20 protein-coding genes and 3 pseudogenes are annotated in these 25,519 nt (G+C 58.3%); 9 read left to right on the top strand and 14 right to left on the bottom strand.

The features are described 5' to 3' along the window. The first annotated feature begins 54 nt into the window (after window positions 1–54). The 3 genes from M1D87_RS27490 to M1D87_RS27480 are packed head-to-tail and all read left to right on the top strand — an operon-like array spanning window position 55 to window position 2,778. The gene (locus tag M1D87_RS27490) at window positions 55–951 is read left to right on the top strand and encodes a cation transporter (RefSeq protein WP_144000650.1); all 897 of its coding nucleotides are present in this window, start codon (window positions 55–57) and stop codon (window positions 949–951) included. Window positions 952–954: 3 nt separating this feature from the next. After that, window positions 955–1,467, top strand: coding sequence for a signal peptidase II (gene lspA, locus M1D87_RS27485; RefSeq protein ID WP_003821921.1), 513 nt, complete (start codon window positions 955–957; stop codon window positions 1,465–1,467). Between the two features lie 21 nt (window positions 1,468–1,488). Next, entirely contained in the window at window positions 1,489–2,778 is a 1,290-nt protein-coding gene (locus M1D87_RS27480) for an ISL3-like element ISPpu12 family transposase (protein ID WP_004574636.1), read from the top strand. 57 nt (window positions 2,779–2,835) lie between these two features. Here M1D87_RS27480 and M1D87_RS27475 read toward each other — a convergent pair. The 3 genes and pseudogenes from M1D87_RS27475 to M1D87_RS27465 form a co-directional block, all read right to left on the bottom strand. Then, window positions 2,836–3,228, bottom strand: a pseudogene (locus tag M1D87_RS27475) (aldehyde dehydrogenase family protein); the annotation flags it as partial. Window positions 3,229–3,331: 103 nt separating this feature from the next. Beyond that, window positions 3,332–5,002 carry a flavin-containing monooxygenase gene (locus M1D87_RS27470; RefSeq protein ID WP_144000649.1) on the bottom strand — a complete coding sequence of 557 codons (1,671 nt, stop codon included), beginning with the start codon at window positions 5,000–5,002 and terminating at the stop codon, window positions 3,332–3,334. A 183-nt stretch (window positions 5,003–5,185) separates the two neighbouring features. Beyond that, window positions 5,186–5,986 (bottom strand): SDR family NAD(P)-dependent oxidoreductase, encoded by an 801-nt coding sequence (locus M1D87_RS27465; RefSeq protein ID WP_144000648.1) that lies wholly within the window; start codon window positions 5,984–5,986, stop codon window positions 5,186–5,188. A gap of 305 nt (window positions 5,987–6,291) precedes the next feature. On the opposite strand from M1D87_RS27465, the gene M1D87_RS27460 reads away from it, so the two are divergent. Together M1D87_RS27460 and M1D87_RS27455 are read left to right on the top strand one after the other, a co-directional pair. Beyond that, the gene (locus M1D87_RS27460; RefSeq protein WP_144000647.1) at window positions 6,292–8,154 is read left to right on the top strand and encodes a sigma-54-dependent Fis family transcriptional regulator; all 1,863 of its coding nucleotides are present in this window, start codon (window positions 6,292–6,294) and stop codon (window positions 8,152–8,154) included. Window positions 8,155–8,280: 126 nt separating this feature from the next. Further along, window positions 8,281–8,432, top strand: a pseudogene (locus tag M1D87_RS27455) (IS5/IS1182 family transposase); the annotation flags it as partial. Window positions 8,433–8,516: 84 nt separating this feature from the next. Here M1D87_RS27455 and M1D87_RS27450 read toward each other — a convergent pair. From M1D87_RS27450 to M1D87_RS27420, 7 genes are all read right to left on the bottom strand, one after another. Continuing rightward, window positions 8,517–9,032, bottom strand: coding sequence for a transporter (locus tag M1D87_RS27450; RefSeq protein ID WP_144000646.1), 516 nt, complete (start codon window positions 9,030–9,032; stop codon window positions 8,517–8,519). A 12-nt stretch (window positions 9,033–9,044) separates the two neighbouring features. Next, a complete protein-coding gene (locus M1D87_RS27445; RefSeq protein ID WP_144000645.1) occupies window positions 9,045–9,434 on the bottom strand; it encodes a transporter in 390 nt (129 codons plus the stop codon). Between the two features lie 382 nt (window positions 9,435–9,816). Continuing rightward, entirely contained in the window at window positions 9,817–11,247 is a 1,431-nt protein-coding gene (locus M1D87_RS27440; protein ID WP_144000644.1) for an NAD-dependent succinate-semialdehyde dehydrogenase, read from the bottom strand. 18 nt (window positions 11,248–11,265) lie between these two features. After that, a complete protein-coding gene (locus tag M1D87_RS27435) occupies window positions 11,266–12,318 on the bottom strand; it encodes an alcohol dehydrogenase (RefSeq protein ID WP_144000654.1) in 1,053 nt (350 codons plus the stop codon). Window positions 12,319–12,459: 141 nt separating this feature from the next. Continuing rightward, entirely contained in the window at window positions 12,460–13,212 is a 753-nt protein-coding gene (locus tag M1D87_RS27430) for a glucose 1-dehydrogenase (protein ID WP_144000643.1), read from the bottom strand. 27 nt (window positions 13,213–13,239) lie between these two features. Continuing rightward, a complete protein-coding gene (locus tag M1D87_RS27425) occupies window positions 13,240–14,838 on the bottom strand; it encodes a flavin-containing monooxygenase (protein WP_461241475.1) in 1,599 nt (532 codons plus the stop codon). Window positions 14,839–14,955: 117 nt separating this feature from the next. Continuing rightward, window positions 14,956–15,858 (bottom strand): alpha/beta hydrolase, encoded by a 903-nt coding sequence (locus tag M1D87_RS27420; RefSeq protein ID WP_144000672.1) that lies wholly within the window; start codon window positions 15,856–15,858, stop codon window positions 14,956–14,958. A gap of 229 nt (window positions 15,859–16,087) precedes the next feature. Between M1D87_RS27420 and M1D87_RS27415 the strand changes: the two are divergent. Further along, window positions 16,088–16,434 (top strand): annotated as a pseudogene (locus M1D87_RS27415) (transposase); the annotation flags it as partial. 191 nt (window positions 16,435–16,625) lie between these two features. Here the strand turns inward: M1D87_RS27415 and M1D87_RS27410 are convergent. From M1D87_RS27410 to M1D87_RS27395, 4 genes are all read right to left on the bottom strand, one after another. Continuing rightward, window positions 16,626–17,528: a helix-turn-helix domain-containing protein gene (locus M1D87_RS27410; protein WP_144000671.1), complete on the bottom strand. Its 903-nt coding sequence runs from the start codon at window positions 17,526–17,528 to the stop codon at window positions 16,626–16,628. Between the two features lie 535 nt (window positions 17,529–18,063). Next, entirely contained in the window at window positions 18,064–19,341 is a 1,278-nt protein-coding gene (locus M1D87_RS27405; RefSeq protein WP_144000670.1) for an MFS transporter, read from the bottom strand. Window positions 19,342–19,635: 294 nt separating this feature from the next. Next, on the bottom strand, window positions 19,636–20,790 hold the full coding sequence (locus tag M1D87_RS27400; RefSeq protein WP_144000669.1) for an acyl-CoA dehydrogenase family protein: 1,155 nt from the start codon (window positions 20,788–20,790) through the stop codon (window positions 19,636–19,638). 58 nt (window positions 20,791–20,848) lie between these two features. After that, window positions 20,849–21,715 carry an IclR family transcriptional regulator gene (locus tag M1D87_RS27395; RefSeq protein ID WP_144000668.1) on the bottom strand — a complete coding sequence of 289 codons (867 nt, stop codon included), beginning with the start codon at window positions 21,713–21,715 and terminating at the stop codon, window positions 20,849–20,851. A 243-nt stretch (window positions 21,716–21,958) separates the two neighbouring features. On the opposite strand from M1D87_RS27395, the gene M1D87_RS27390 reads away from it, so the two are divergent. From M1D87_RS27390 to M1D87_RS27380, 3 genes are read left to right on the top strand one after another with little or no spacing between them, the layout of a single operon-like run. Continuing rightward, window positions 21,959–22,744 (top strand): enoyl-CoA hydratase, encoded by a 786-nt coding sequence (locus tag M1D87_RS27390; RefSeq protein ID WP_461241474.1) that lies wholly within the window; start codon window positions 21,959–21,961, stop codon window positions 22,742–22,744. A gap of 3 nt (window positions 22,745–22,747) precedes the next feature. After that, window positions 22,748–24,277 carry a 3-hydroxyacyl-CoA dehydrogenase gene (locus M1D87_RS27385; protein WP_033962532.1) on the top strand — a complete coding sequence of 510 codons (1,530 nt, stop codon included), beginning with the start codon at window positions 22,748–22,750 and terminating at the stop codon, window positions 24,275–24,277. Between the two features lie 32 nt (window positions 24,278–24,309). After that, complete coding sequence (locus M1D87_RS27380) at window positions 24,310–25,512, top strand: 3-oxoadipyl-CoA thiolase (RefSeq protein WP_144000681.1); 1,203 nt, start codon at window positions 24,310–24,312, stop codon at window positions 25,510–25,512. Window positions 25,513–25,519: the final 7 nt, after the last annotated feature.

Here is a 25,519-nt window from a genome sequence, read left to right as displayed (position 1 = left end):
AGTAGCTTTATAGTTTTAAATGGTACCACAACATTGTTCAAGTGGAGTCGTATCATGAGCAAATCCTGTGGTGGCGCCTGTGGCGGTGATGCAACGTCCGCAGCGGATACCGATATACAGGCCTCCTCCGAGGCGCCAGGGAGATGGGTCAGTGTTTATGCCGTGCCGAAGATGGACTGTCCATCAGAAGAACGAATGATTCGCCTAGCCCTGAACGGCTTTGAGGAGATTCGGGCGCTGTCCTTCGACTTGTCGAACCGCCGGCTGAAGGTCGTGCATGACGGCGAGGTCGAGCCCGTCACCTCGAAACTGAAGACCTTGGGGCTAGGCGCCTCGCTTCAGGAAACCGTCGCTGCAAATCCGGAGACCATCAAGGCCGCCGAGTTTTCGGCAGCTTCTGCTAAGCAAGAATCCGGGACCCTGCGCTGGTTGCTCGGCATCAATGCACTTCTGTTCGTGGTGGAAATGACTGCCGGTCTGATCGCCCGGTCCACCGGCCTGATTGGAGAATCCCTGGACAATTTTGCCGATGCGGCGGTGTACGGGCTTGCCCTTTATGCGGTTGGACATAGCGTGAAAATGCAGGTACATGCCGCGCATCTTGCTGGTGTACTGCAACTGATCTTGGCTGTGGGCGTGCTCGTAGAGGTGGTGAGACGCTTTGTATTCGGTAGTGAGCCTGAATCGCTGGTGATGATGGCTATCGCATTCGTCGCATTGATTGCCAATACCAGTTGTCTGCTGCTCATATCCAAACATCGGGAAGGCGGGGCGCACATGAAGGCAAGCTGGATATTCTCGGCCAACGACGTGGTGATTAACCTGGGGGTCATCACCGCCGGCGCCCTGGTCGCGTGGACCGGTTCCAATTATCCGGATCTGATTATCGGCACCATCGCGGGGGGCATTGTACTTAACGGTGCCAGACGCATTTTGGCGTTGAAGGGTTAAATAATGCTCATTATTGGCAAAAAGCTCTCGCCGTATGCCCTATTGTCCATATCGGGCCTGCTGGCAGCGTCTGATCAGGCTGTAAAGTGGCTGGTGCAGCAATCAATGGCCTATGGCGAGTATGTTTCGGTGACCCCGTTCTTTAACTGGGTGCACCTATGGAACACCGGTGCCGCATTCAGTCTTTTTGCGAATGGTGGAGGCTGGCAGCGCTACTTTTTTATCGGAATCGCGGTAGTGGTCTCGATTTTTCTGATCAAGCTGATCCTTGAAAATCGTCATAAAGGAGAAGCCATCGCTTACAGTCTTATCCTCGGTGGCGCCATGGGCAACCTGATTGACCGGGTCTTTCGCGGCTATGTTGTGGATTCCTTTGATTTCTATTGGCGAGACTGGCATTGGCCGGCCTTCAACCTGGCTGATATTGCAATTGTCCTCGGTGCCTTACTTTTCGTTTCCAGCAGCTTGTTGGGTAAAAAAGCAAACACCAATGCCGAGTCGGATGGATCTGACTGACACCTACGCCTATACAACACCATGACCGAACTTCCCGACAACATCCTTCACCTGCCGCAATACCAAGTACTGGGCTGCAAATCAACCGACGACGAAATGCACTTCCAGGTGGACGTGCCCGATCCCATCGCCTGCGAGGAATGCGGCGTGCAGGGTGAGTTCGTACGGTTCGGCAAGCGTGACGTTCCCTATCGTGATCTGCCCATCCACGGCAAGCGGGTCACTCTCTGGGTGGTCCGCCGCCGATACACCTGCCGGGCCTGCAAGACAACATTCAGGCCCCAGCTACCGGAGATGGTGGACGGATTCCGTATGACACTGCGGCTGCATGAGTACGTGGAGAAGGAATCCTTCAACCACCCCTACACCTTTGTGGCGGCACAGACCGGCCTGGACGAGAAGACGGTGCGCGACATCTTCAACGCCCGCGCCGAGTTCCTGGGGCGCTGGCACCGCTTCGAGACGCCCCGCATCCTGGGCATTGACGAGCTATACCTGAACAAGCGCTACCGCTGCATTCTGACCAACATTGAGGAGCGAACCCTGCTCGACCTGCTGGCCACCCGCCGCCAGGACGTGGTGACCAACTACCTGATGAAGCTGAAAGACCGGCAGAAGGTCGAGATCGTCAGCATGGACATGTGGAACCCCTACCGGGCAGCGGTCAAGGCTGTGCTGCCCCAGGCCCGTATCGTGGTCGATAAGTTCCATGTGGTGCGCATGGCCAACGATGCCCTAGAGAGAGTGCGCAAGGGCCTCAGAAAGGAGCTGAAACCGTCCCAGAGCCGGACTCTCAAGGGAGACCGGAAAATCCTGCTGAAACGCGCTCACGAAGTCTCAGACCGGGAGCGCCTCATCATGGAGACCTGGACAGGCGCGTTCCCGCAACTGCTGGCCGCCTACGAGCACAAGGAGCGCTTCTACGGCATCTGGGACGCCACCACACGGCTCCAGGCAGAAGCCGCCCTGGACGAGTGGATAGCCACCATCCCGAAGGGCCAAAAGGAAGTCTGGAGCGATCTGGTCAGGGCAGTGGGAAACTGGCGCGAAGAGACCATGACCTACTTCGAGACGGACATGCCCGTCACCAACGCTTACACGGAGTCCATCAACCGACTGGCCAAGGACAAGAACCGTGAAGGGCGCGGTTACTCCTTCGAGGTGATGCGGGCACGAATGCTCTACACCACGAAGCACAAGAAGAAGGCACCGACTGCGAAGGTCTCTCCTTTCTACAAGAAAACCATCGGTTACGGACTGCCGGACTTCGCAGAGGAACTCAACTACGGAGTCGATCTATCAACCATCTGAGGGTGGTATCAGATTGATGGGGTGAAGGTGCCCCATCAACCATTAAATCCGTATACCCATAATATCGCCATAGATACGCTTCGCTTCTTCGGCATACCACTCGATGTAAGAGGCCCCGAACACGATCTCACCCTGAGCCTCCGCCAAGGGCTTACCCTGCTCCAGCGTCATGATGCGGGCCAAATCGAGCTGGTTTTCGATGATCAGCTCATACCAGCGGCGGAGCTTCGCAGAGCGCTCCTTCGCCGAAAGCTCACGCCAAGCCGGCAGTGCTCGCTCAGCTGCCTCGACGGCACGGCGTGTTTCAGCCCGGCCCATCCGCGGAACATGGCCAACAGTGGCATTGTTCGCTGGATTGACGACTGTGATCGTGACCCCGTTGTCTGCGAGGCACCATTCGCCATCGATGTACGCGCGCTCGCGAAACAGATCCGGTTTTTTCAGTTCCACTGCTTGCTCTCCAATAGTTCTACAGACGTCCAACAACTGTCGGCCGTACTGGCTCATCCAACGTGTAAGCCAGCAGGCCGACAATCACGATAGGCTCGACTGCTCAGTGCCGGTCTTGCTGCGCGTACTTGCCGGAGGTCTCAAGCGCTTTGAACTTGAGGACGCGGTAGTTTTCACGCTTGACCGAGTCAAGGATGTCCCTGAAGGCGCACAAGCCACCCATGTAGAAGTAAACGGAGTTGGCTTTGCCGGGGATGTTCGCCCCGAAGATCCACGAGTCGGCCTTGGTGAAGAGCGTCTGATCTGCGATCCCCCGGCAGGTATCGCTCCACTCCTGCTCCTTGTCCGCAGTGGGCTCCACGCTAGCCAGTTCGTTCTCCTCCATGAATTCGATGAGATCGGAAACCCACTCCACCTCAGCCTCAATGGTCGGCGGCAGGTTGGTGAAAGGGCCGTTCGGTCCGAGGATCATGAACATGTTGGGGAAGTTAGATGTGGCCACTGCCAAATAGCTGGAAGGGCCATCCTTCCAATGATCCTTGATGCTCAGGCCATCACGACCACGGATGTCGATTCGCTTGTAGTTGCCATCGACAGCGTCGAAGCCGGTCGCGAAGATCAGCACGTCCAGCTCGTGCTCCACGCCGTCGGAGGTGCGAATCCCCTTGCTGGTGATTTCTTCGATGGGGTTGGCCTTCACATCCACCAGCGAAACATTTTCGCGGTTGAACGTAGCGTAGTAACCGCTATCGCATAGCGGCCGCTTGGCATACAGGTCGCGCGGCTGAAGTTTGCGAGCGGTTTCGGGATCCTTGACGATCTCGGCGATCTTCGCGCGAATGAAATCCTGCGCCGCGATGTTGGCTTGCTCTTCGATTGCGATGTCGTTGAAGGTCTCGAACATGAAGCGGAAGCCACCACCGATGTCCCACGCGCGTTGGAAGATTTGCTCGCGCTCTTTGGCAGAGACGCTCATGGTCGGCACTGTGCTTTCTTCAAAGCCAAATGCCAGACGGGACTCTCTGACCTGATTCCAGATCGCGTCGTAGTTGCGCTTGATGTCGTCGACGCGCTCACGGCTCAGCGGGCCATTACCCACCGGAACCGTGTACTGGGCCGAACGCTGGAAGACGGTGAGGTGCCCCACCACCGGCGCAATCGCGGTGATCACTTGGGTGCCCGTCGAACCTGTGCCGATGACACCCACGCGCTTGCCTTCAAGGGCTGCGTTTTCCGGCCAGTTGGCGGTGTGATACTTCTGCCCCTTGAACTGGTCGATGCCTTTGATGTTCGGGATGTTGGTCGCCGACAGCAGACCCAGGGCCGTTACCAAGTACTTGGCGCTGTAGTGGCGGCCATCGTCTGTGCTCACCAGCCAGCGGCTGCTTTCCTCATCAAAGACCGCGGAGGTCATGGCGGTCTCCAGTTGGATATCTTTGCGCAGGTCGTGGCGATCGACCACGTGATTCATATAGGAGAGGATTTGCGGCTGGGTCAGGTAGCGCGTGGTGATGTTCCACTCCTGGCACAGCTCGCGATCCCACGAGAAGCAGTAGACGAACGACTCGCTGTCGGAGAGCGCGCCCGGATAACGGTTCCAGAACCAGGTACCGCCCACGCCGGCGGCCTTGTCGAAAGCTCGCACTTTCAGGCCCAGCTCATCACGCAGCTTTTTCAGCATGTAGATACCACCTAAGCCCGCGCCAATAATGATCGCGTCGTAGTTGATAATGTCGCTGCCGAGGGAGCGCTTTGCCAGAACGGAAGTTGTCATTGTTCTCTCCTGATTGATTGCCACCCAGAACTTCCTGCCAACACAACGCGTCGGCAGGAATTCGAGGCAGAATGTGCCTTTCCCTCGCTTTCACTACGAGAGATTGCTTATTTCGATTGAGGTTCTTCAGCTGCTCAGCTGAAGTTCAAGCCATCGCTGGTTACCCAGGGCGGCCAGTTCGGCTTACAGCGAAAAGCCGCCATCCACGGCAATGGCCTGGCCTGTTACATGAGGCGCACAGGCGAGGTAAACCGCCAGTTGCCCCATGTCTTCGACCGTCTGAGCTTCCCCCTGCGGCAGCAAAGTGGCCTGATGACGCTCCCAGGATTGCTCCTCGGTCTCACCAGGCTGGCTCCAACGCGCAGACAGACCTTCCTCGCCACGCCACATGCCCGTACCGACGACGCCGGGGCACAGGGCATTGACCGTGATCCCATCACGCGCTACTTCCTTGGCGAAGGCGTTGGTGAAACCAATCACGGCGAACTTGGAGGCACTGTAGTGGGCCAGATCGGGGAACCCCACCTTCCCGGCAATGGAAGCGATGTTGATGATGCGGCCAGCCTTTTGTTCGAGCATCATCCGCACCTCCGCCTGGCAGCACAGGAACACGCCCCGGGCGTTGATATTCATGACGCGATCCCAATCACTTACTGGCAGCTCGGCGACCTTGCCGATACTGACGACGCCGGCGTTGTTGACTGCCACGTCGAGGCGACCCATTTGGAATTTAACCTGGGCCATCATGTTGCTCACGCTGTCGGGATCACTTACGTCGACCTGCAAGGCCACCGCGCGACGACCCAGCGCACGGATTTTGGCGGCAGCTTCCTCAGCGATGCTCCTGTCGTAATCAGCGACCGCCACATCAGCACCAGCGTTAGCCAAGCTCAACGCAATCCCCTGGCCGATTCCACGACCAGCCCCGGTCACCAGTGCGATCTTGCCGGCAAGGGAAAAATCGAGAGAAGTACTTTGGCTCATGTCATGCCTCTTCTTGTTGTATGAGATGCGTTCACCACAAACGGGACGCTGCTCCGACAAGTGCAAGCCGAATGCCAAGGCCAATAAATTAATTCAAGTCATTGATATTTAAGAAGTTTTTAATAATCCCTACTCAGCATCGAGCACGCCCATAAGACATTATGTTCCTCGCAAACTGCACCGACCTGCGAATCATGAGATGTTATGTCTCAGCGCTGTCGTTCCGATGGATAAGCCTAGACGCGTGACGGTAACCAGCGTCTAATGAGAAATACAAAAATTAGAATCGACCTGCGGAGGCCTCTATGCGCTCTAGCTATTCAAGCGCTCATGTAGACCACGTGAGCCGTGTTTTGCGTACTGCCGACCGGGCTCCAACGCTGCCCGTACCAAGCATAATCGTCGACTCTTGGCGGCGATCAATGCAGAGCTACCACCTTGACCCCAGCTCATTGCAGGGGCCTCGTATCCTTGAGGCCTATCAACTGCAAGAGCATCGTCAGCGCGTGGAGGAATTCCTACGCATCGCGGGCGATGAAATGTCCAGGCTGCACGGCCGGGTCAGCGGTGCGGACTACTGCGTCATGCTAACTGATACTCAGGGATGCACTATCGACATGCGTGTAGAGTCGTGCATCAGGAGTGAGTACCGCCGCGCCGGTATGGATCTGGGCACCTGCTGGTCAGAAAGCGAAGAAGGTACGACAGGGGTGTGCTCGGTACTGATCAACCAGCAGCCGGTGACCGTGCACAAGAATGAACACTTCCGGGCCGCGTTCATTGGCATCACCTGCTCAGCGGCACCCATTCTCTCGCCCTCAGGCGAGCTGATCGCGGTCCTCGACGTCTCGGCTATGGGGTCGCCGGATGATCGACGCAGCCAGCAGCTGATTCGAGAAATGGTGGTGCAGAGCGCTAAGGAGATCGAGAATGCGTTCTTCATGTACAGCACTCAGGATCTCTGGGTCTTGCGAGGGCACGCTCTACCGGGTTACGTCGATAGCCAGCCCGAGTTCTTGTTTGCCTGGGACAGTGACGGAGTCCTAAGAGCATTGAATCCGTCAGCCAAACGCTTGCTCCAGCGTCAGCACGGAACACTCCCGCGAACAATCAGCGAAGCGTTCTCCGCGGTTCGCCTCCCCTCCTCCGGCGATGACAGCCTGCACCACCTCCCGCTCCTCGACCTGTATGTACGCCTGAAAGGGCCACGCCGGCCAACGACCGTCAGTGTACCTGGACGACAAGATATCGACCCCCGAATGGCACAAGCGCTGCATCTGGCGGTTCGAGTGAAGGATCGTGGCTTGCCGGTGCTACTCCACGGGGAAACAGGTGTCGGCAAGGAGTACTTCGCTCACCAGCTGCACGATGCCAGCCTGCGTCGGAACAAACCCTTCGTGGCGATCAACTGTGCCGCGATCCCCGAGGGGCTTATCGAAAGCGAGCTCTTTGGCTACAACGCAGGCGCCTTCACTGGCGCATCCAACAAAGGCATGCGAGGACTGCTGCAACAGGCTGATGGCGGCACGCTGTTCCTGGATGAGATAGGGGACATGCCCCTTTCGCTGCAGACCCGACTGCTGAGAGTGCTAAGCGAAGGCGAGGTTGCCCCCCTTGGCTCTGCGCGCAGGGAATCCGTTGACATTCAGGTCGTCTGTGCAACCCACCGCGATCTGGCCACTCTGGTGGCAGCTGGCACCTTCCGCGAAGACCTCTATTTCCGCCTGAATGGAGCACGATTCGACCTTCCCCCCCTTCGCGAACGCAGCGACAAGCTTTCCTTGATTACCAAATTGCTCAAGGAAGAGGCTGAGCGCACCGGAATACACTACGGATTAAGCGAGGCAGCACTGGAGATGCTTCTCAACTATGCGTGGCCGGGCAATGTTCGCCAACTTCACCACGTTCTGCGGTATGCCTGCGCCATCACCAGCGGGCCCATGATCATCGTCAGCGATTTGCCTACGTCAATGGGCGTGTCGGCCCCCTCGCTCGCCCCGGAGACCACCAGCGGCAGCCCAGAGCGACAGATCCTGATCGACGCCCTGGTTCGCAATCGCTGGAAACCGATACTGGCCGCGCAAGAACTGGGTATCTCACGCGCAACGCTCTACCGTCGAGTCAATCAGCATGGCATCAAGATGCCGGGAAAGGGCTCATACGACTGACTCGAGCGCCTGCAGCGCCCGGGAGACAACAACCGGTAATCCTCCTCCCAGGTGCTGCAAGGGCTTCGCTCAGTGAGGGAAGCCCTCGAATGGCGTCATGTACACACCGTGCCAAACCTATCCTGACTGTTCGACCGCCCCAAATACCGGCAACGCAACATCATCGAGTGGATGTTCGGCTGGCTGAAGGAGAGCCGCAGGATCGGCACTCGCCACGACAAGCTGGCAAGAAATTTTCCGCCATGGTTACGTTGGCTTGCACGCTGCGGTGCATATGACAGTACTTTTCGTTCAAAACCTAAAGCCCCCGGCTTTGCCGGGGGCTATTTACTTTTTGCTACGCTGCGTGAGGCAGGCGAAAATTAGAACACGTGGAGCAGGCGGAAATTAAAACGTGAATCCTCTTTAAAACCATTTTCAACACTCAAATCTTTTCCGTAAGAAAACAACAATTGATTCCTTTGATTAATAAATTTCGATACAGTAAAAAGTGCCTTTGTTGTTTTTATTTCATTCCCTTGATCAACGCCGTCAACAGATGCCTCACCTCCAAATGAATGAGACAGCCCTACCGCCAATCTCGCACCTGGATCCAACTGATAGCTTAAGTGCCCTTGAGCTTGATAGAGTGGCTTTTGGCTTAGAGATGTGTCATGGTTTCGTCCAAAGAGCATGACATCACCCGCAAGTTCAATGTTGAATGCACGCCCAACCCCATGTGTATAGCCGAGTTGCAGGTCATACTTCATGCGATTTTCACCGAGATTTAGCGGTTCGTCTTTGTCGTAGGAACCGGTCGGAATAAAGATGTACGGCACTACAGCGAAAGAATTTCGCTCAGATTTATTGTCGACCAGCCAAATCGGGGCAAGGAACACTGCATCACCAACTCAAGACGCATCGCCCAGGGAAGATATAGCCCCCTCGGCTTTAAACCTTCCCATTGGCAGCAATGCCTCCAATGCAAAGGGATAGCCACCAAGCGTGGTCCAGTGTATGTAGCGAAGGATTGTTACATCCGATTTCAGTTGAGCATTATTTGCGGCGACATTGCCTTTTGCAAACAACTCATCTCTTTTTACATGTTGCGCATAAATAACTGCCATATTGGTGCCGGCTGGAGCAGTCTCCCAATCACCAGCATCAATATCAATTGCGCGGGATGGCATAGAAACCATTACTGACGCCGCTAGAATCAACCTGAGCGCAACACTAGCCAATCCAAACTTGATCTTTGTTTTGCAATTGACTTTATCTGCAACTGACTCATTGGTTTTCATAGGTATCTCTTTTTTATTTTTTATTTTAAGTTTGGTTTTTTCCAATCACCATAAAAATGATCACGCGCAATATGAACCTTGCGTGCTATAACACGTGACCGTCAGCGTGCGCCTTCAGCCGCCATATCGGCTGAAGGCGAAATCGTTAATCGTCTCCTCGCGAGTTAATCCTTTGTGCATAGGTAGCAATGAAGGCTCAAATACCACCGGCACCCGCTCCATCGGTAGGCGCCATCAGCGTGAAGGCTCCCCCCGTGGCGCATTGGTAATGTAGTGCTGGACGCTGGGTGAAAGTCTCCTGATCGAGTGATATAACTCAAAGAGCTTGTCAATTCTTCGTGTTTATCTGGCGCTTTCGCACCGCGATATTCACCCAATTCAGTTAATTGAGTTGGGTCACGAATTTTGTCGTGAGGTAGCCGTCGAAGGTCTCGCTACCGCCCTCACTACCGTAGCCACTATCCTTTATACCGCCGAACGGCGTCTCCGCTACGGCTAGTCCCAAGTGGTTGATCGAGACCATGCCCGCTTCAAGCCCTCGTGAGATGGCATGCGCGTTTTTATTGGACGTTGTGAAGGCGTATGACGCCAAGCCAAACGGCAAGCGATTAGCGCGCTGCAAGGCCTCCTCCACTGTTTTGAAGCGCACGATACCGGCCAGCGGCCCAAATGGTTCGTCGTTCATGAAGCGGGAATCTTCTGGCAAATCTGTCATTACGGTGGGAGCAAAAAAGTTGCCGTCCCCCGGTAACGCGCGTCCGCCAGTCAGGATGCTGGCCCCCCGCTGCCGCGCATCCTCGACAAACGCTTCCATGGCGGTGACCCGGCGATGTTGCGCCAATGGTCCCATCTGGGTGCCGGTCTCCAGGCCATCGCCCACGTTCAAGGACTGGGCTTTGGCCACGAAGCACTCGACGAACCGGTCATAGGCTCCTTCTTGAACGAAAAAGCGTGTGGGGCAAATACAGACCTGCCCCGCGTTGCGGAATTTGAAACCGGCCAGCATGTCCGCAGCGCTGTCGATGTCTGCATCGTTACACACGATCACCGGCGCGTGGCCACCCAGCTCCATCGTGCAGCGTTTCATCAAGGAACCCGACAGTGCGGCCAGTTGCTGGCCCACCGGGGTCGAGCCCGTGAACGAGATCTTGCGCACGATGGGCGACTTGATCAGGTGATCCGAGATCATCCCTGAGTCCCCTGAGACAAGGTTTAGCACACCAGGTGGCAGTCCGGCATCGTGGAACAGTTGAGCGATGGCAACTACCGCACTGGGAGTGTCACTGGAGCCCTTGAGGATGACTGAACACCCGGCGCCCACTGCCGCCGCCACCTTGCGGAAGGCCTGGCTGAATGGGAAGTTCCACGGAGAGAACGCCACACACACGCCGATCGGCTCACGCAAGACCGTCTGTTGCACCTGGCTGTTGCGTGCCGGTATGACCCGACCGTAGATGCGGCGGCATTCCTCGGCATGCCAGTCGGCATGTTCGGCGCAGACGGTCACTTCGCCTACGCCCTCGGCCAAGGGCTTGCCTTGTTCCAGCGTGATATTGCGGCCAATGGTCTGTGCACGCTCACGCATCAACTCGCCCACCTTGCGCAGGATCTGACTGCGCTGCATGGGCGAGCTGTGCCGCCAAGACTCGAATGCGCGTTGCGCGCTCGACAAAGCCAAATCCAGATCTGCGTGCGTGGCATGCGGCAATTTGCCGATCGGAAGGTTCGTGGCAGGATTGAGCACATCCTGTTCACGTCGGCCACCGCCTTGAAGGAACTGGCCATCAATATAAAGACTAAGCTCGGTGTACATGGGGAGGCCTCTGAAATTTCAGGGAATAAGGACCGTTCGGCCGATCACCTTGCCGTTATGCAGATCCTGCATGGCGGCGTTGATTTCGGACATAGGGCGGCGCGTCACGGGAATGGCAGACATTCCTGTACGCCTGACCAACTTCACCAACTCGCGCAACTCTGCCAGTGAGCCGACATAGCTGCCTTCAATGGTCAGCGGGCGCATCGGGATCACTGGCAGCGACAGGGTGATGTCGCCCCCCATCAGACCGCAGATGACGATGTGCCCACCACGCGCACAGCTCGCGATGGCCAAGGTCACCGTTGGCGTGGCGCCCACCAGGTCAAGGACTGCGCGCGCTCCACCGTCGGTGGCTTGCATGATCTGTTGTGCGGCATCAGTTGCGTTGGCGTCGATGGCCTCTAACGCACCAGCAGCGAGCGCCGCATCGCGCTTACTCGCGTCGATATCGACCACGACAGCGCCTTTGGCACCCATTGCCTTGAGTACCTCAATGGCCATGAGCCCCAGACCACCAGCGCCAATGATGACCACCGGACCTTCATGAATACGGTTACCAAACTTGGAGATAGCACTGAAAGTCGTAACGCCAGCGCAAGCCAGCGGTGCGGCTTCAGCGTCGTCAAGTCCTTCGATATCCACGAGGTAGCGCGGATGCGGCACGACGACGTACTCGGCAAACCCTCCCGCCCGCATCACGCCTAACGCCTGCGGTTTGATGCAGATATTTTCTTCGCCGCGCCGGCAGGCTGCGCATTCACCACAGCCAATCCATGGATGTACAAGGCTGCGCATACCAATCTTTACTTCGCCCGCCTCGCTGCCAGCGGAAATGACTTCACCACATACTTCGTGGCTGAGGATCATCGGCGGTTTGATTCCGCGATCTGCCAACATCAGACGCTTGCCAGCGCCCAAGTCGTAAAAGCCTTCCCACAGATGAAGGTCTGTGTGACACAAGCCGGCAGCCTTCACTCGCAGCAGCACCTCTGTGCCTTGCGGCTGAGGGATCGGTTGATCTACCAGCTCTAACGGCTGGCCGTGATGCGTGACGCAATAACAATGCATGGAATGCCTCTTGAATGAAGATATGAAGTCGAAGCCGTTCAGCGCAATATTTGGTCGGTCGATCGTAAAGTGCAGGCCAGATGCGCAGCTCGGCAGCAGGATCAACCCACCGGCCGTGCTTGCGCATTGACGCCTTTTCGGTCAGTTGGCGGTATAGCCGCCATCGACCACCAGCTCTGCGCCATGCACGAAGGACGATTCGTCCGACGCGAGGAAGAGCACCGCCTGAGACACTTCGATTGGCTGAGCCGGACGCTTGAGCAGGGTTGGTCCGAGCAGGGCCGGTCGGATGGCGGGATCAGCCAGCAGATCCCGCGTCATTTGTGTCTCAATTACGCCTGGATGCACGGAATTAACACGGATGTTGAAGGGGGCCAGATCCACCGCGCACGATTTGGTGAACAAGCGTACCGCCCCTTTAGATGCTTCATAGGCGCTGGCACCGGGGGCGCCTACCAAGCCGTAGATGGACGATACGTTGACGATGTTACCTTTGCCCGCTTTCTGCATGCATGGAACAACTGCCCGTGTGCCAATGAAGACGCTACGCGCGTTAACATCGAAGGTACGGTCCCAATCCTCATTGGTCGTGTCTTGCACGGGCTTCAGAATAAGGATGCCAGCGTTGTTGATCAGCACATCGATGCGACCTGCACGTTCGATAATCTGAGCCACCGCGGCATTCCAATCAGCCTCGTTCGTTACATCCAGTTTTAGGAAGTCGGCCTTTCCGCCGTTCTCGCGGATGCCGGCCACCGTTGCTTGGCCTAGTTCCTCATTCATGTCTGCCACGAACACCCACGCACCGTGAGAGGCGAGCAGTTCGCTGTGCGATCGCCCCATGCCCATTGCACCACCGGTAACGATAATGACTTTGTCCTGTACCCGCTTCATATTGCCTCCATAGATTTTTATGTAAATTTACTTACTGAACTGGAAGCCTTGATAGCCTTGTTTTTTGACTTCAGTAAGTTGTTGCCGATAGGCACCGAGCCCAGCCATGTAAAAATACACAGTGTTGGTTTTACCCGGGATATTGGCACCAAAAATCCACGACTCTGCCTTCGGGAAGAGCGTCGCGCTTGCAATCTCCTGGCAGGTCTTGGTCCAGAACGCCTCAGCCGAGGGCGTGGGCTCCACTGTTTTAAGATTCTTAGTATTAACGTCCTGAATCAGCTCACTGATCCACTCGACCTGCGCCTCGATTGAAGGCGGCAGGTTGGTGAAGGGGCCGTTTGGGCCCAACACCATGAACATGTTAGGGTAATTCACGTTCGCAACTCCCAGGTAGCTGCTCGGACCGGCCTTCCAGTGGTCTTGGATGGCCAGGCCTTTACGGCCTCGGATGTCGATCTTGGTGTAGTTACCGTCCACCGCATCGAAGCCAGTGGCAAAGATCAACATGTCCAACTCATGTTCGACCCCATCTGCGGTTTTCACGCCTGTGGGTGTGATCTCTGCTATCGGGTTGGCTTTGACGTCAAGCAGGCTAACATTCGGCCGGTTGTACGTTGCGTAGTAACCGCTGTCGCACAGAGGGCGCTTAGCGTACAGGTCGTTCGGCGTGAGCTTGCGAGCAGTTTCCGGATCCTTGACGATTTCGGCAATCTTGGACCGGATGAAATCCTGCGCGGCCTTGTTGGCACGTTCGTCTGTGGCGATGTCGCAGAAGGTTTCAAACATGAAACGAAAGCCGCCACCATTTTCCCAAGCCTTCTGGAAGACTGCCTGGCGTTCCTCATCAGAAACACTCATCGCCGGCACCGTGCTTTCCTCGAAGCCGAAGGCGACCATGGAGTTTTTCACTTGCTCCCAGATTTTGTCGTAATTCTTCTTGATGTTGTCGACATACTCTCTGCTGACCGGGCCGTTACCGACCGGTACGCTGTATTGCGGCGAACGCTGGAACACTGTGAGATGCTCGACCTGTGGCGCAATGGCGGTGATCACCTGGGTACCTGTGGATCCTGTACCGATCACGCCCACACGTTTTCCCTCGAACTGAACATCCTGGGGCCAGTTACCCGTGTGGTAACACTCTCTCTGGAAGGTCTCTAGGCCTTTAATTTTTGGAATATTAGTGGCGGAGAGCAGACCAAGCGCAGTCACGATAAACTTGGCAGTGTACGACTCACCCGTGTCGGTATGCACCTCCCAGAGGTTAGTCGTTTCGTTGAAATGCATCGCGGTGATCCCAGTATTGAACTGGATATCCTTGCGCAGATCATGGCGGTCCGCCACTTTCTCGAGGTATTTGAGGATTTGCGGCTGGGTAGTGTACCGACTGGTGATCTCCATCTCCTGCAACAGCTCTTTGTCCCACGAGTAGCAGTAAACGTGGGTTTCGGTATCGGACAGCGCGCCCGGATAGCGGTTCCAGTACCACGTGCCCCCCACGTCACCAGCCTTGTCGAAGACGCGAACATTGAGACCCTGCTCGTCGCGCAGTTTTTTCAGCGTATACAGGCCGCCAAAACCTGCGCCAACGACGATGGCGTCGAAATTATTAGTTGTTTTCATGACGTTTCTCCTTGTTACGGCCAAGGCTTCGCCTAGCAGAAGCCTAAGCCCGCATTAATGGATTGGAATGATGAAGCTCCGGGCAGCCAAACCCGAAAATGGCAAGGGACTACCTCGTCACGCGGACTTGAACCACTTAGCGATACGACTGAGTTCGACATCGGCCTCGCGGGCACGCCCCGCCAAGAGCGGGAATACGTGCTGCATGCCGTCTACTACAGACAGGGTCACATCCACCCCAGCTGCCTTGGATATCTGCTCCAGGTCTGTGGCGTTATCGAGCAGCGTTTCTAGCGAGCCGGCCGCGATATACAGGCGCGGGAAGTCCTGGTAGCTGGCTTTCAGCGGATTCGTAAGCGGATTGATGCGCGAACCTGTCTCGCCAAGGAACATACCCGACATACCCTGGAGAATAGCTTTACTCACCAGCGCGTCAGTTGCATGGTTGGTCTCCAGAGTCCGGCCAATATGCTCCATGTCGAGCCACGGAGAAAAAACGATGACGGAACCCGGCAACGCCATGCCGTCGTCACGCAATTTGAGTACTGTTGCAATTGCGAGGTTGCCGCCAGCCGAGTCACCGCTTGTCGTGATATTTTGCGATTTGAAGCCGCGTTCAAGAAGCTCGCGGTAGACCGCTGTCGCATCCTCTATTTGTGCGGGAAAGGGATGCTCGGGGGCGCGACGGTAGTCGATGGCAATCGCTGTGACACCCAATTGTTTGGCAAGATGTCCTGCAAACTTTCGGTGACTAGCGGCTGACCCAACAGCGAAGCCCCCACCATGGGTGTACAAAATTACCTTTGAGGAGTCGGCACCCTCCGGCAGCGCCCAAATGGACTCGACTCCAGCAACAACATCTGATTTGTAGGTCACACCCTCGGGCTCCAACGTGGGCTGGTGCCATTCGTCAAAAAGACTGCGTAAGTCAGAAATTGTCAGATTTGGATTGGCCGCCATACGGTCGGTCCAGGACTGGTAGAGAGCGCGCAGAAAATCTGCTTCGGATGACGTATTCATGCTAATTACCTCTTTTATTCTTGTAAGTACTGAACAGCTAGCATGTATACTGATGATTGAAGCGATGCGGGTATTGAACGTTTTTTACATTTTTTTGGATAGAATTGCTAATCACGGAGCCGTCTCAAGGGCACCTCTAAAAACGCACATCCGGGCTGGGCCAGACTGCTAAAAGTGCAGTTCCTTGCACTCGAGCGCCGGGTTAGGCACTCGCAGAGCATCGTGAATGGCCGACGTGGGCTATACCGGTGTGGAAAAGCATGCCGAGCATGCAGGCCGCCAAGTCATCTGCGCGCCGCAGCAGCTACCAGCATCTCGAGAAGGACAGCCGCTTGGCTGTGCGATCCGCCAGATCGAAAAGGCCAAGGCCCTGACGCGAGCCAAGGTCGAACATCCGTTCCGCGTGATCAAATGCCAGTCGGCTACACCAAGGTGCGTTTCCGTGGATTGGCAAAGAACACGGCCCAACTGGTTACGCTGTTTGCCCTGTCGAACCTTTGGATGATGCGGAAACGACTGCTGATGGCAGGCGAGGTACGTCCGCGATGTGGGCAGCAGCCCACAGGGCGCCCATGAAGGGCAAGGAATTGAGTTGGGAACGCTGAGAACAGTCCTCAATTGACGCGAAAATCTTCGTTTTCGGCCTGCTGAGTTGCATACCGGCGGTAATCGGGGCTACTTCAGGCTTTCCCTAGCATCCGAAATAGCTGGGTCATGATCGCGCGTTCGTGCACGTAGAACTTCCTCAAACGCCCTATCCTTGAGTGTTATTTCTCACATCCATGCTTTGTAGTCGAACGACTATACTCAGTTGGTGTCATGTTGAGAAATTTTCGAAAAAGGCGCGTCATGTGACTCTGGTCGGAGAATCCGCTACTGGCAGCGACAACCTTCAACGGCATGTCCTGGCGCGCAATTAGCTGCTTTGCATGCTCAATCCGTTGCCGCATCACATAGACATGCGGCGAGCAGTTGAACTCATTTTGGAACTTCCGAATGAGACTGAATACGGTTAGATTTGTCAGCCCAGCCATATCCTCCAGCGAAATATTTTGCTCGATGTTCTCTTTCACATATTGCACAAGGAGCCCGCGCTGTGCCGACGAGAGTTTCCCATAGGCGCAATGTTCACGAAAAATGATATTCGCGTAGCGGCGCAATATATGAATGCACAATTGGTTTTTCAGCAACTCCACGTAAAGTTTTCCGCCAAGCCCGCCCTCTTTCAATTCATTTTCAAGCATAGCCACCAAGGTTGGCAGGGTCGGATCTTTGGCGCTGACCAGATCGTACATTTCGACGTCCTTGATGTCGCGCTCGAACACCTCGCCCGCTACACGCGCGACGGCGGCTTGTGATAGGTACAGGTGGGAAACATCGATCGGTTTGTTCCAGCACCATTGTGATTGCTCGCCGCGGGTGAGAATCGACATGACGCCGGGCTCTACTGTTTCGGTATGCCATGGCCCACTGCTGCGCCGACTCATCTCGGCTATGCCCCGTTTATAGATGACGATCATGAAATCACGCATCTCAGGTATCTCTACGTCCAGATCGGTGTAGCGATAGCCCTTAAGCGTCATGCCTTCCCAAGATAAGGGAGCGCTGTCTAAGGTGAGTTCACCCGGAATCCACTTTGGTATTTGTTCTGGCGAGATAAGTTTTTTCATCTTACTTTCTGCCTCTTATGCCTCCAAGTGGGCTGAAACCAATGCTCTCTCGCATTGCTTTTCCATTCCATCAAAGACTTTCTTGTATTTTTGGTTTTCAGTATTTTTGCATGTCAAAAAATTGTCTTTTTCTGCACGTCAATTACATATTTCAAATGCATTAGCCCTGAAACCAGCATGCTACCCTCATGAGATCACATAGCATAGTGTAGCGTTATCTGTCAACCAAAGAAGGGGGTTTTCCGACTTACCGCAACCCTTGAGCAGCTAAAGCCCGCGTGCAGCAAGGGCTTTGGCGATCCCGCGGGACTGAAATGTCGGGTAACTTCTCTTCAGACACGTAGGACTTTCGAGAAGCCTCTCTTCGCTCGAACCTTGATCAGCCCTCACGACAACGGCAATCGTGGATACGACCATCGCGTTCTTCAAGCTCTACCGGGCTGATTTCACTCAGAAAAACACCCCGCGGGCCTGCGCCCAGGGGTGTCTTCGTGCGGCGGACGCCGCCCTCGCGGGGAGAACGACACCGTGTCGCTTACTGCTTCTGCGGGTCGAACTGCTTGTCCTTGATGAACAGGGCAGGAATCACACCACAGATGAAGTAGGCAGCGCCCATGACCAGGAAGCCGAGGCCGATGGAGCCTTCGGTGGCCAGGAAGCCGATGGTGGCCGGGGCGATGGCCGCGCCGATGCGACCGATGTTGTAGGCGCCACCGACGGCGGTGCCGCGGTACTTGGCCTGGAAGCTCTCGGTCATGTAGGTGGCGTTCACACCGTAGGGGATACCGTACAGGAAGCCGAAGACCACCAGCATCCACAGGATGTGCTCGGGGCTGTGGTACAGCACGATGATCGGCAGGAACACCGCGGTACCGATGGCCCCGAAGGCGTACACGGCGCGGCGACCGAAGCGGTCGGCGGCCAGGCCGGCGAGGATCTTGCCGAGGATCATCGCGGTGTAGGTGCCCACCAGGTAGGCGGTCATGGCCTTGAAGTTCATATTCATTTCGGTCTGCAGGTAGGCCGGCAGCCAGTTGTTCACGCCGTAGTAGCCGAACTGCAGGAAGCCTGCGGTCAGACACCAGAGGATGAACATGCGGCTAGCCGACGGGTCGCCGAAGATCATTTTGTAGGCGCTTTCGCCTTTCTGCTTGGTGTCTTCCTTCACGCCTTCAACCAGCTTATTGACGCGCTCGGCCTTGGCCTTGACCCAGGCCTCCGGCTCCGGCACCAGACGCTGCATGGAGATGGCCAGCAGGACCGGGATGATGGCGACGTAGAACAGGTAGCGCCAGCCGTAAGTCGGCAGCAGCCAGCCGGCGAGCAGGGTGGCCACGATGTAGCCCACGGACCAGCCGGCCTGCAGGGTGCCCAGCACGGTGGTGCGGTACTTGGTCGGTACGTACTCGGCCATCAGGGTGTTGCAGGCAACGTACAGCGCGCCCAGGCCCAGGGAGGAGACGAAACGGAAGAAGGCGAACTGCCAGTAGCTCTGGGTCATGCCCAGCGCGGCGGTGCCGAGGGAGAACAGGACGATGGTCCAGACCACGGTCTTCACGCGGCCGAAGCGGTCGCATGCCCAGCCACCGTAGATGCCGCCGATGGCCATGCCGGCGAGGGTGATGCTACCCAGCGCGCCCGCCTCGACGTTGGTCAGGCCGAACTCGGCCTTGAGACTGGTGAGCGAGTAGGACAGCAGCATCAGATCCGCGCCATCAATCAGCAGACCGAGGAAGCAGAAGCCAAAGACGATGATCCAGATGTTGCTCTTGGGGGCTGCCACGCCCGTTTGAATGGTCGTCGTGGTGTTCATAACGAACGATACCTTTTTGTTGTTCTAGTGGCCTGTGCGGTTAGTTGGTTAACTCAAGTTAGGATGACCATGGCTCCGAGACCAGGCGCCGCGACGAGTCATAGCAGGGCTATGGCGAGGAGTGGCAACGCCGTATCGGGGCCATGGGCGCCGAAATTGACTAACTGAACTAACCAAACAGGCCACTAGCGGAACATGGAGGGTGATTCCCCGCATGGGTGGATCCACCCGGACGCGCGTCTGGAATGTCCATGCCCACGAGCGAGCGCCGAAGGCATGGACGCACGAGCAGGGTTAGCGCTGAGCTTCGCGGATCATGTTGCGCGCGATGATCACCTGCTGGATCTGGGTCGTACCCTCGTACAAGCGGAACAGCCGCACGTCGCGGTAGAAGCGCTCGATGGCGTATTCGCTGATGTAGCCTGCGCCGCCATGAATCTGCACGCAGCGGTCGGCTACGCGGCCGCACATCTCGGTGGCGAACATCTTGGCGCAGGAAGCTTCGGTGCTGACGTTCAGGCCCTCGTCGCGCTTACGCGCGGCGTCCAGCACCATGCAGCGGGCGGCGTAGATTTCCGCCTTGCTGTCGGCCAGCATGCCCTGGATCAGCTGGAACTCGGCGATGGGCTGGCCGAACTGCTTGCGCTCGATGGCGTACTGCAGCGAGTCGGCGAGCATGCGCTCGGCGGCGCCGACGGCGAGGGCGGCGATGTGCAGGCGGCCCTTGTCGAGCACCTTCATGGCGGTCTTGAAGCCCACGCCTTCCTTGCCGCCGATCAGGTTGGCGGCCGGCACGCGGACATTCTCGAAGATCACGTCGGCGGTGTGGGCACCCTTCTGGCCCATCTTGTGGTCGCACTTGCCGATAGTGACACCCGGCGTACCGGCTTCGACGATAAACGAGCTGATGCCGCCGGCGCCCTTGATCTCCGGGTTGGTGCGGGCCATCACGGTGAAAATGCCGGCGTGCGGCGCGTTGGTGATGAAGCGCTTGGTGCCGTTGATGACGTAGAAATCGCCGTCGCGCACTGCGGTGGTCTTAAGCGAGGCTGCGTCGGACCCCGAATCAGGCTCGGTCAGGCAGAAGGAGCTGAGGCACTCGCCGGCCGCTAGCTTCGGCAGGTAACGGGCCTTCTGCTCAGGGGTGCCGTCGATCAGGATGCCGATTGAGCCGATGCCATTGTTGGTGCCGATGTAGGAGCGGAATGCGGGAGAGGTGCGACCGAGTTCGAAGACGATATTCACCTCTTCTTCCATGGTGACGCCCAAGCCGCCGAACTCTTCCGGGATGGTCAGACCGAACAGGCCCATTTCGCGCATCTGCTCGATGATGTCCTGCGGGATGGCGTCGGTCTCCGCGACTTCGTTTTCGCGAGGGATCAACGCCTCGTCGACGAACTGGTGGATCGAGTCCAACAAAAGCTGCAGGGTTTCTGGGTCACGGATCATGTGCTCTCCTCAAGGGCCCACGGGTGGGCCCGGCTGGCGAGGCACCGTCACCCGAGGATCAGCGAGCGGCGGCGCCTATGTTGTTAACCATTTCAATCAAGCGGGGCCCGATGTCGTCCTCGAGCTTCTCCCGCGGTAGTTGGAAACTCGGTCCTCCGCAGTTGAAGGCCAGCAGCCCGTACTGCGGATGTAGCAAGGGCACGGCGATGGAATTGACGTCGCGATGCCATTCGCCGATCGACAGGCAATAGCCGTAGTCGGCGAAGTCCCTGAAGGCGCGGTCCAGACCTTTACGGATGGCCGGCCATTGTTCCGTTTCACGCTGGCGGACGTGTTCGAGCAGGAACTCCCGCTCGTTCTCCGGCATCGCCGCCAGGCAGGCGCGTCCTACTGAACTCTGCGCCAGCGGCAGGTAGCTGCCGATCTGCCGGCGCATGGTTATGTTGCCCTGGCCTTGCACCACATCGAGGTAGACCATCTGCAGACGGTCGCGGGCCGCCATGGCGACAGCGGCCTGGGCGTGGTTGGCCAGCTCCTCCATCAGAGGGTGTGCTACAGAGCGGATCGACAAGTTCGAGAGCATCGAATAGCCGAAACCCAGCACTCCCACGTCCAACTGGTACTTGCCCGAATGCACCTCGCGCTTGAGGCAGCCAAGCCGCATCAAAGTGTTGGTTAGCCTTGTCACGGTCGGTTTGGGCAGGCCGGTCTTTCTGGCCAGATCCTGATTGCCGAGCACGTTCTCGCGAGGATTGAAGCAGCGCAGCAGCTCCAGCCCTCGAGCCAGTGCAGTGACGAACTGGCCGCTATTTTCCTCCTCACTCAAGGCTGACACCGGGTCGAGAAGCCCCTTTTCAAGCAGTTCCAGTTCAGCCTCGTGGTCAGTCGATACGGATGCCTGCGAATCCGTCCTGTTGCTGCGCATATTAGAACCCTCGAATCCAGGAAATCAAGAAAATAAAATTCAGTTTCGCATGACGGAACTATAGTTGATGGCTGAAAAATGGGCAAGGGGAGCACCTCTCTGATTTGAAGCCCCTTATTTTACTGGCGATAAAGAGGATTTTGATCAATGGGAGTTTACATCGGCGTCATCCTGTCACTATGCTTTGCATGAATTCGAAATGCTGTTTCGCACAGCGAAATCAAAAGAGAGGCTCGAGACGTCATGAATTCTGAGCAAGCCAAGCAGGTGGTGGCGACACGCCAGGAAAACGGAGTGGCAGTAGTGCGGATCAGTCGCCCCGAGGCGAAGAACGCCCTCAACAGCCATGTGCGCCAGCTACTGGCCGAGCACTTCCGGGCCCTGGCCATCGAGCCTCAAGTGCGGGCGATCGTCCTTACCGGTGGAGAGGAGTGCTTCGTCGCCGGCGCGGACATCCGCGAGTTCGCCCAGGCCAGTCCCATCGAGATGTACCGCCGGCACACCGAGTACCTGTGGGAGGCCATCAGCCGCTGCCCGAAACCGGTGATCGCCGCAGTGAACGGCTTCGCCCTGGGCGGCGGCTGCGAGCTGGCCATGCACTGCGACATCATCGTTGCCGGTGAGTCGGCGCGCTTCGGCCAGCCGGAAGTGAAGCTCGGGCTGATGCCCGGCGCTGGCGGCACCCAGCGCCTGATCCGCGCGGTGGGCAAGTTCCAGGCCATGCGCATCGCTCTGACCGGCTGCCTGGTCAAGGCGCCGGAGGCGCTGGCCATGGGCATGGTCAGCGAAGTGGTGGCCGATGAGCGCACCCTGCCGCGTGCCCTAGAGCTGGCCGCTGAGATAGCCGCACTGCCGGCGCTGGCGGTGGCGCAGATCAAGGAGGTGATGTTGGCCGGTGCTGATCTGCCGCTGGACAGTGCTCTGGCACTTGAGCGCAAAGCCTTCCAGTTGCTGTTCGACTCCCGTGACCAGAAGGAGGGTGCCGCAGCCTTCCTCGAAAAGCGCAAAGCCAACTTCCAGGGGGAGTGAGACATGACTCGTATGATCGATCGCATGGCCATCGTGGGTACCGGTGTGATGGGCAGCGGCATCGCCCAAATCGCCGCGCAGGCCGGCATCCAGGTGAAACTCTTCGATGCCCGAGAAGGCGCTGCGCAGGTCGCCCGTGACAACCTGGAGCGCACCCTCGGCAAGCTGGCAGACAAGGGCAAGATCAGCGGCGCCGACGTCGAGGCCACACTGGAGCGCCTGCAGGTGGCCAGCACCTTGGAAGAACTGGCTGATGCACAACTGGTGGTCGAGGCCATCGTTGAGCGCCTGGATGCCAAACAGGCGTTGCTCGGCGAGTTGGAAGCCGTGATCACCGCCGATTGCATCCTGGCGACCAACACTTCGTCGCTCTCGGTCACCAGCATCGCCCGTGGCTGCCGACACCCCGAGCGGGTGGCCGGCTTCCACTTTTTCAACCCGGTACCACTGATGAAGGTGGTCGAAGTGATCGACGGCCTGGCCACCGACGCGCAGGTGGGCGACTGCCTGCAGGCGCTGGCGGCGCGCATGGGCCATCGCGGCATTCGCGCCAAGGACACCCCGGGATTCATCATCAACCACGCCGGCCGCGCCTACAGCACCGAGGCGCTGCAGATTCTCCGGGAAGGCGTAGCCGAACCGGCGGATGTCGACCGCATCCTGCGCGAGGGGCTGGGGTTTCGCATGGGCCCACTGGAGCTGTTCGACCTGACCGCGCTGGACGTGTCGCATCCGGTGATCGAGTCGATCTACAACCAGTTCTACCAGGAGCCGCGCTACCGTCCCTCGCCGCTGACCCGGCTGATGCTCGAGGCCGGTTATGTGGGGCGTAAGGTGGGCCGTGGCTTCTACCGCTACCAGGACGGGCAAATGATCGACCCGCCAGTACCGCAGGCGGTGCCGACAGTGGAGGCGTTGCCGCCGGTGTGGATTGGTGCCGAGAACGACACCGACCGCGAATGCCTGACCGGTTTGCTGGAGCAGCTCGGCGCTCGCATTGAGCAGGGCACCACGCCGTCGTGCGAGGCACTATGCCTGCTGGCGCCCTATGGCATCGACGCGACCAGCGCCTGCTCCCGCTTCGCCACCGATCCGGCACGGACGCTGTGCATCGACCTGCTACTCGACCCGATGCGGCACCGCTGCCTGATGCAGTCCCCTGCAACCCGTCCGGCGATGCGCGATGCGGCCCATGCGCTGCTGGCTGGCGACGGGGTCGGGGTTACCGTGATCAACGACAGCGTCGGCTTCATCGCCCAGCGCATGCTGGCGATGATTGTCAACCTAGCTGGTGACATCGTGCAGCAGCGCATCGCCAGCGTGGACGACCTCGACGAAGGCGTGCGCCGTGGTTTGGGTTATCCGCAGGGACCGCTGGCCTGGGGTGACAGCGTTGGCGCCGCGCGCTTGCTGCTGATTCTTGAACGCATGACCGCGCTGACCGGCGACGCCCGCTACCGCCCGGGACCCTGGTTGCGCCGCCGGGCCGCCCTCGGCCTGTCGCTGCGCCATGCCGAACCGGCGCTGGGTTGAGTCTTCACTTTCACTTCAATAAGGAGCCTTCAATGCTCAATGCTTTCCTGTACGCCGGCCTGCGCACGCCCTTCGGACGACATGGCGGCGCCCTGGCGCCGGTGCGTCCGGACGACCTGGCCGCGCATGTGATCCGTGAATTGCTGGACCGCCACGGGGTGCCGGGCGATGCCATCGAGGACGTGCTCCTCGGCAACACCAACCAGGCCGGCGAGGACAGCCGCAACGTGGCGCGCCATGCCGCACTGCTCGCGGGCCTTCCGGTCACGGTGCCGGGACAGACGATCAACCGCCTGTGCGCCAGCGGGCTGGCGGCGGTCATCGACGCGGCGCGGGCGGTGACCTGCGGCGAGGGCGAGCTGTTCGTGGCCGGCGGCGTGGAAAGCATGTCGCGCGCGCCCTTCGTAATGGCCAAGGCCGAAGCCGCCTACAGCCGCGACCTGACGGTCTACGACAGCACCATCGGCGCACGATTCCCAAATCCGAAGATCGTCGCCGCCTTCGGCAACGACAGCATGCCGCAGACCGGCGACAACGTGGCCCGTGAATACGGCATCAGCCGCGAGCAGGCCGACCGCTTCGCCGCCGCTTCCCAGGCGCGTTACGAGGCGGCCCGCCAGGCCGGCTTCTTCAACGACGAGATCGTCCCGGTGAGCGTCTCCACCGGACGCAAGACCCCGCCGAACGTGGTCAAGCAGGACGAACATCCACGGCCGGAGTCCGACGAGGCGGCCCTGGCACGCCTGAAGCCGCTGTCCGAGGGCGGCGTGGTCACCGCCGGCAACGCCTCAGGCGTGAACGACGGCGCTGCCGCGCTGCTGATCGGGTCCGCAGCAGCGGGTGAGCGTTATGGCCTGGTGCCTATGGCGCGCGTGCTGTCGGCCGCAGCGGTGGGTGTGGAGCCGCGCATCATGGGCGTCGGTCCGGTGGAGGCAATCAACAAGGCCTTGGCCCGGGCCGGGCTCGGCCTGGCGGATATGGACATCATCGAGATCAACGAGGCCTTCGCCTCCCAGGTGCTCGGCTGCCTGAGCGCTCTAGGGGTGGCCTTCGACGATCCGCGGGTCAACCCCAACGGCGGAGCCATTGCTGTGGGCCACCCGCTGGGTGCGTCCGGCGCGCGCCTGGCGCTGAGCGCTGCGCGGCAGTTGCAGCGCAGCGGCCAGCGTTACGCTGTGGTGAGTTTGTGCATCGGAGTCGGCCAAGGGCTGGCGATGGTCATTGAGCGCGTGTGACTGCGCA

Source organism: Pseudomonas sp. SA233, assembly GCF_054792385.1.
Note: the sequence above shows the minus strand (reverse complement) of the source record. Positions and strands in the feature narration are given on the sequence as shown.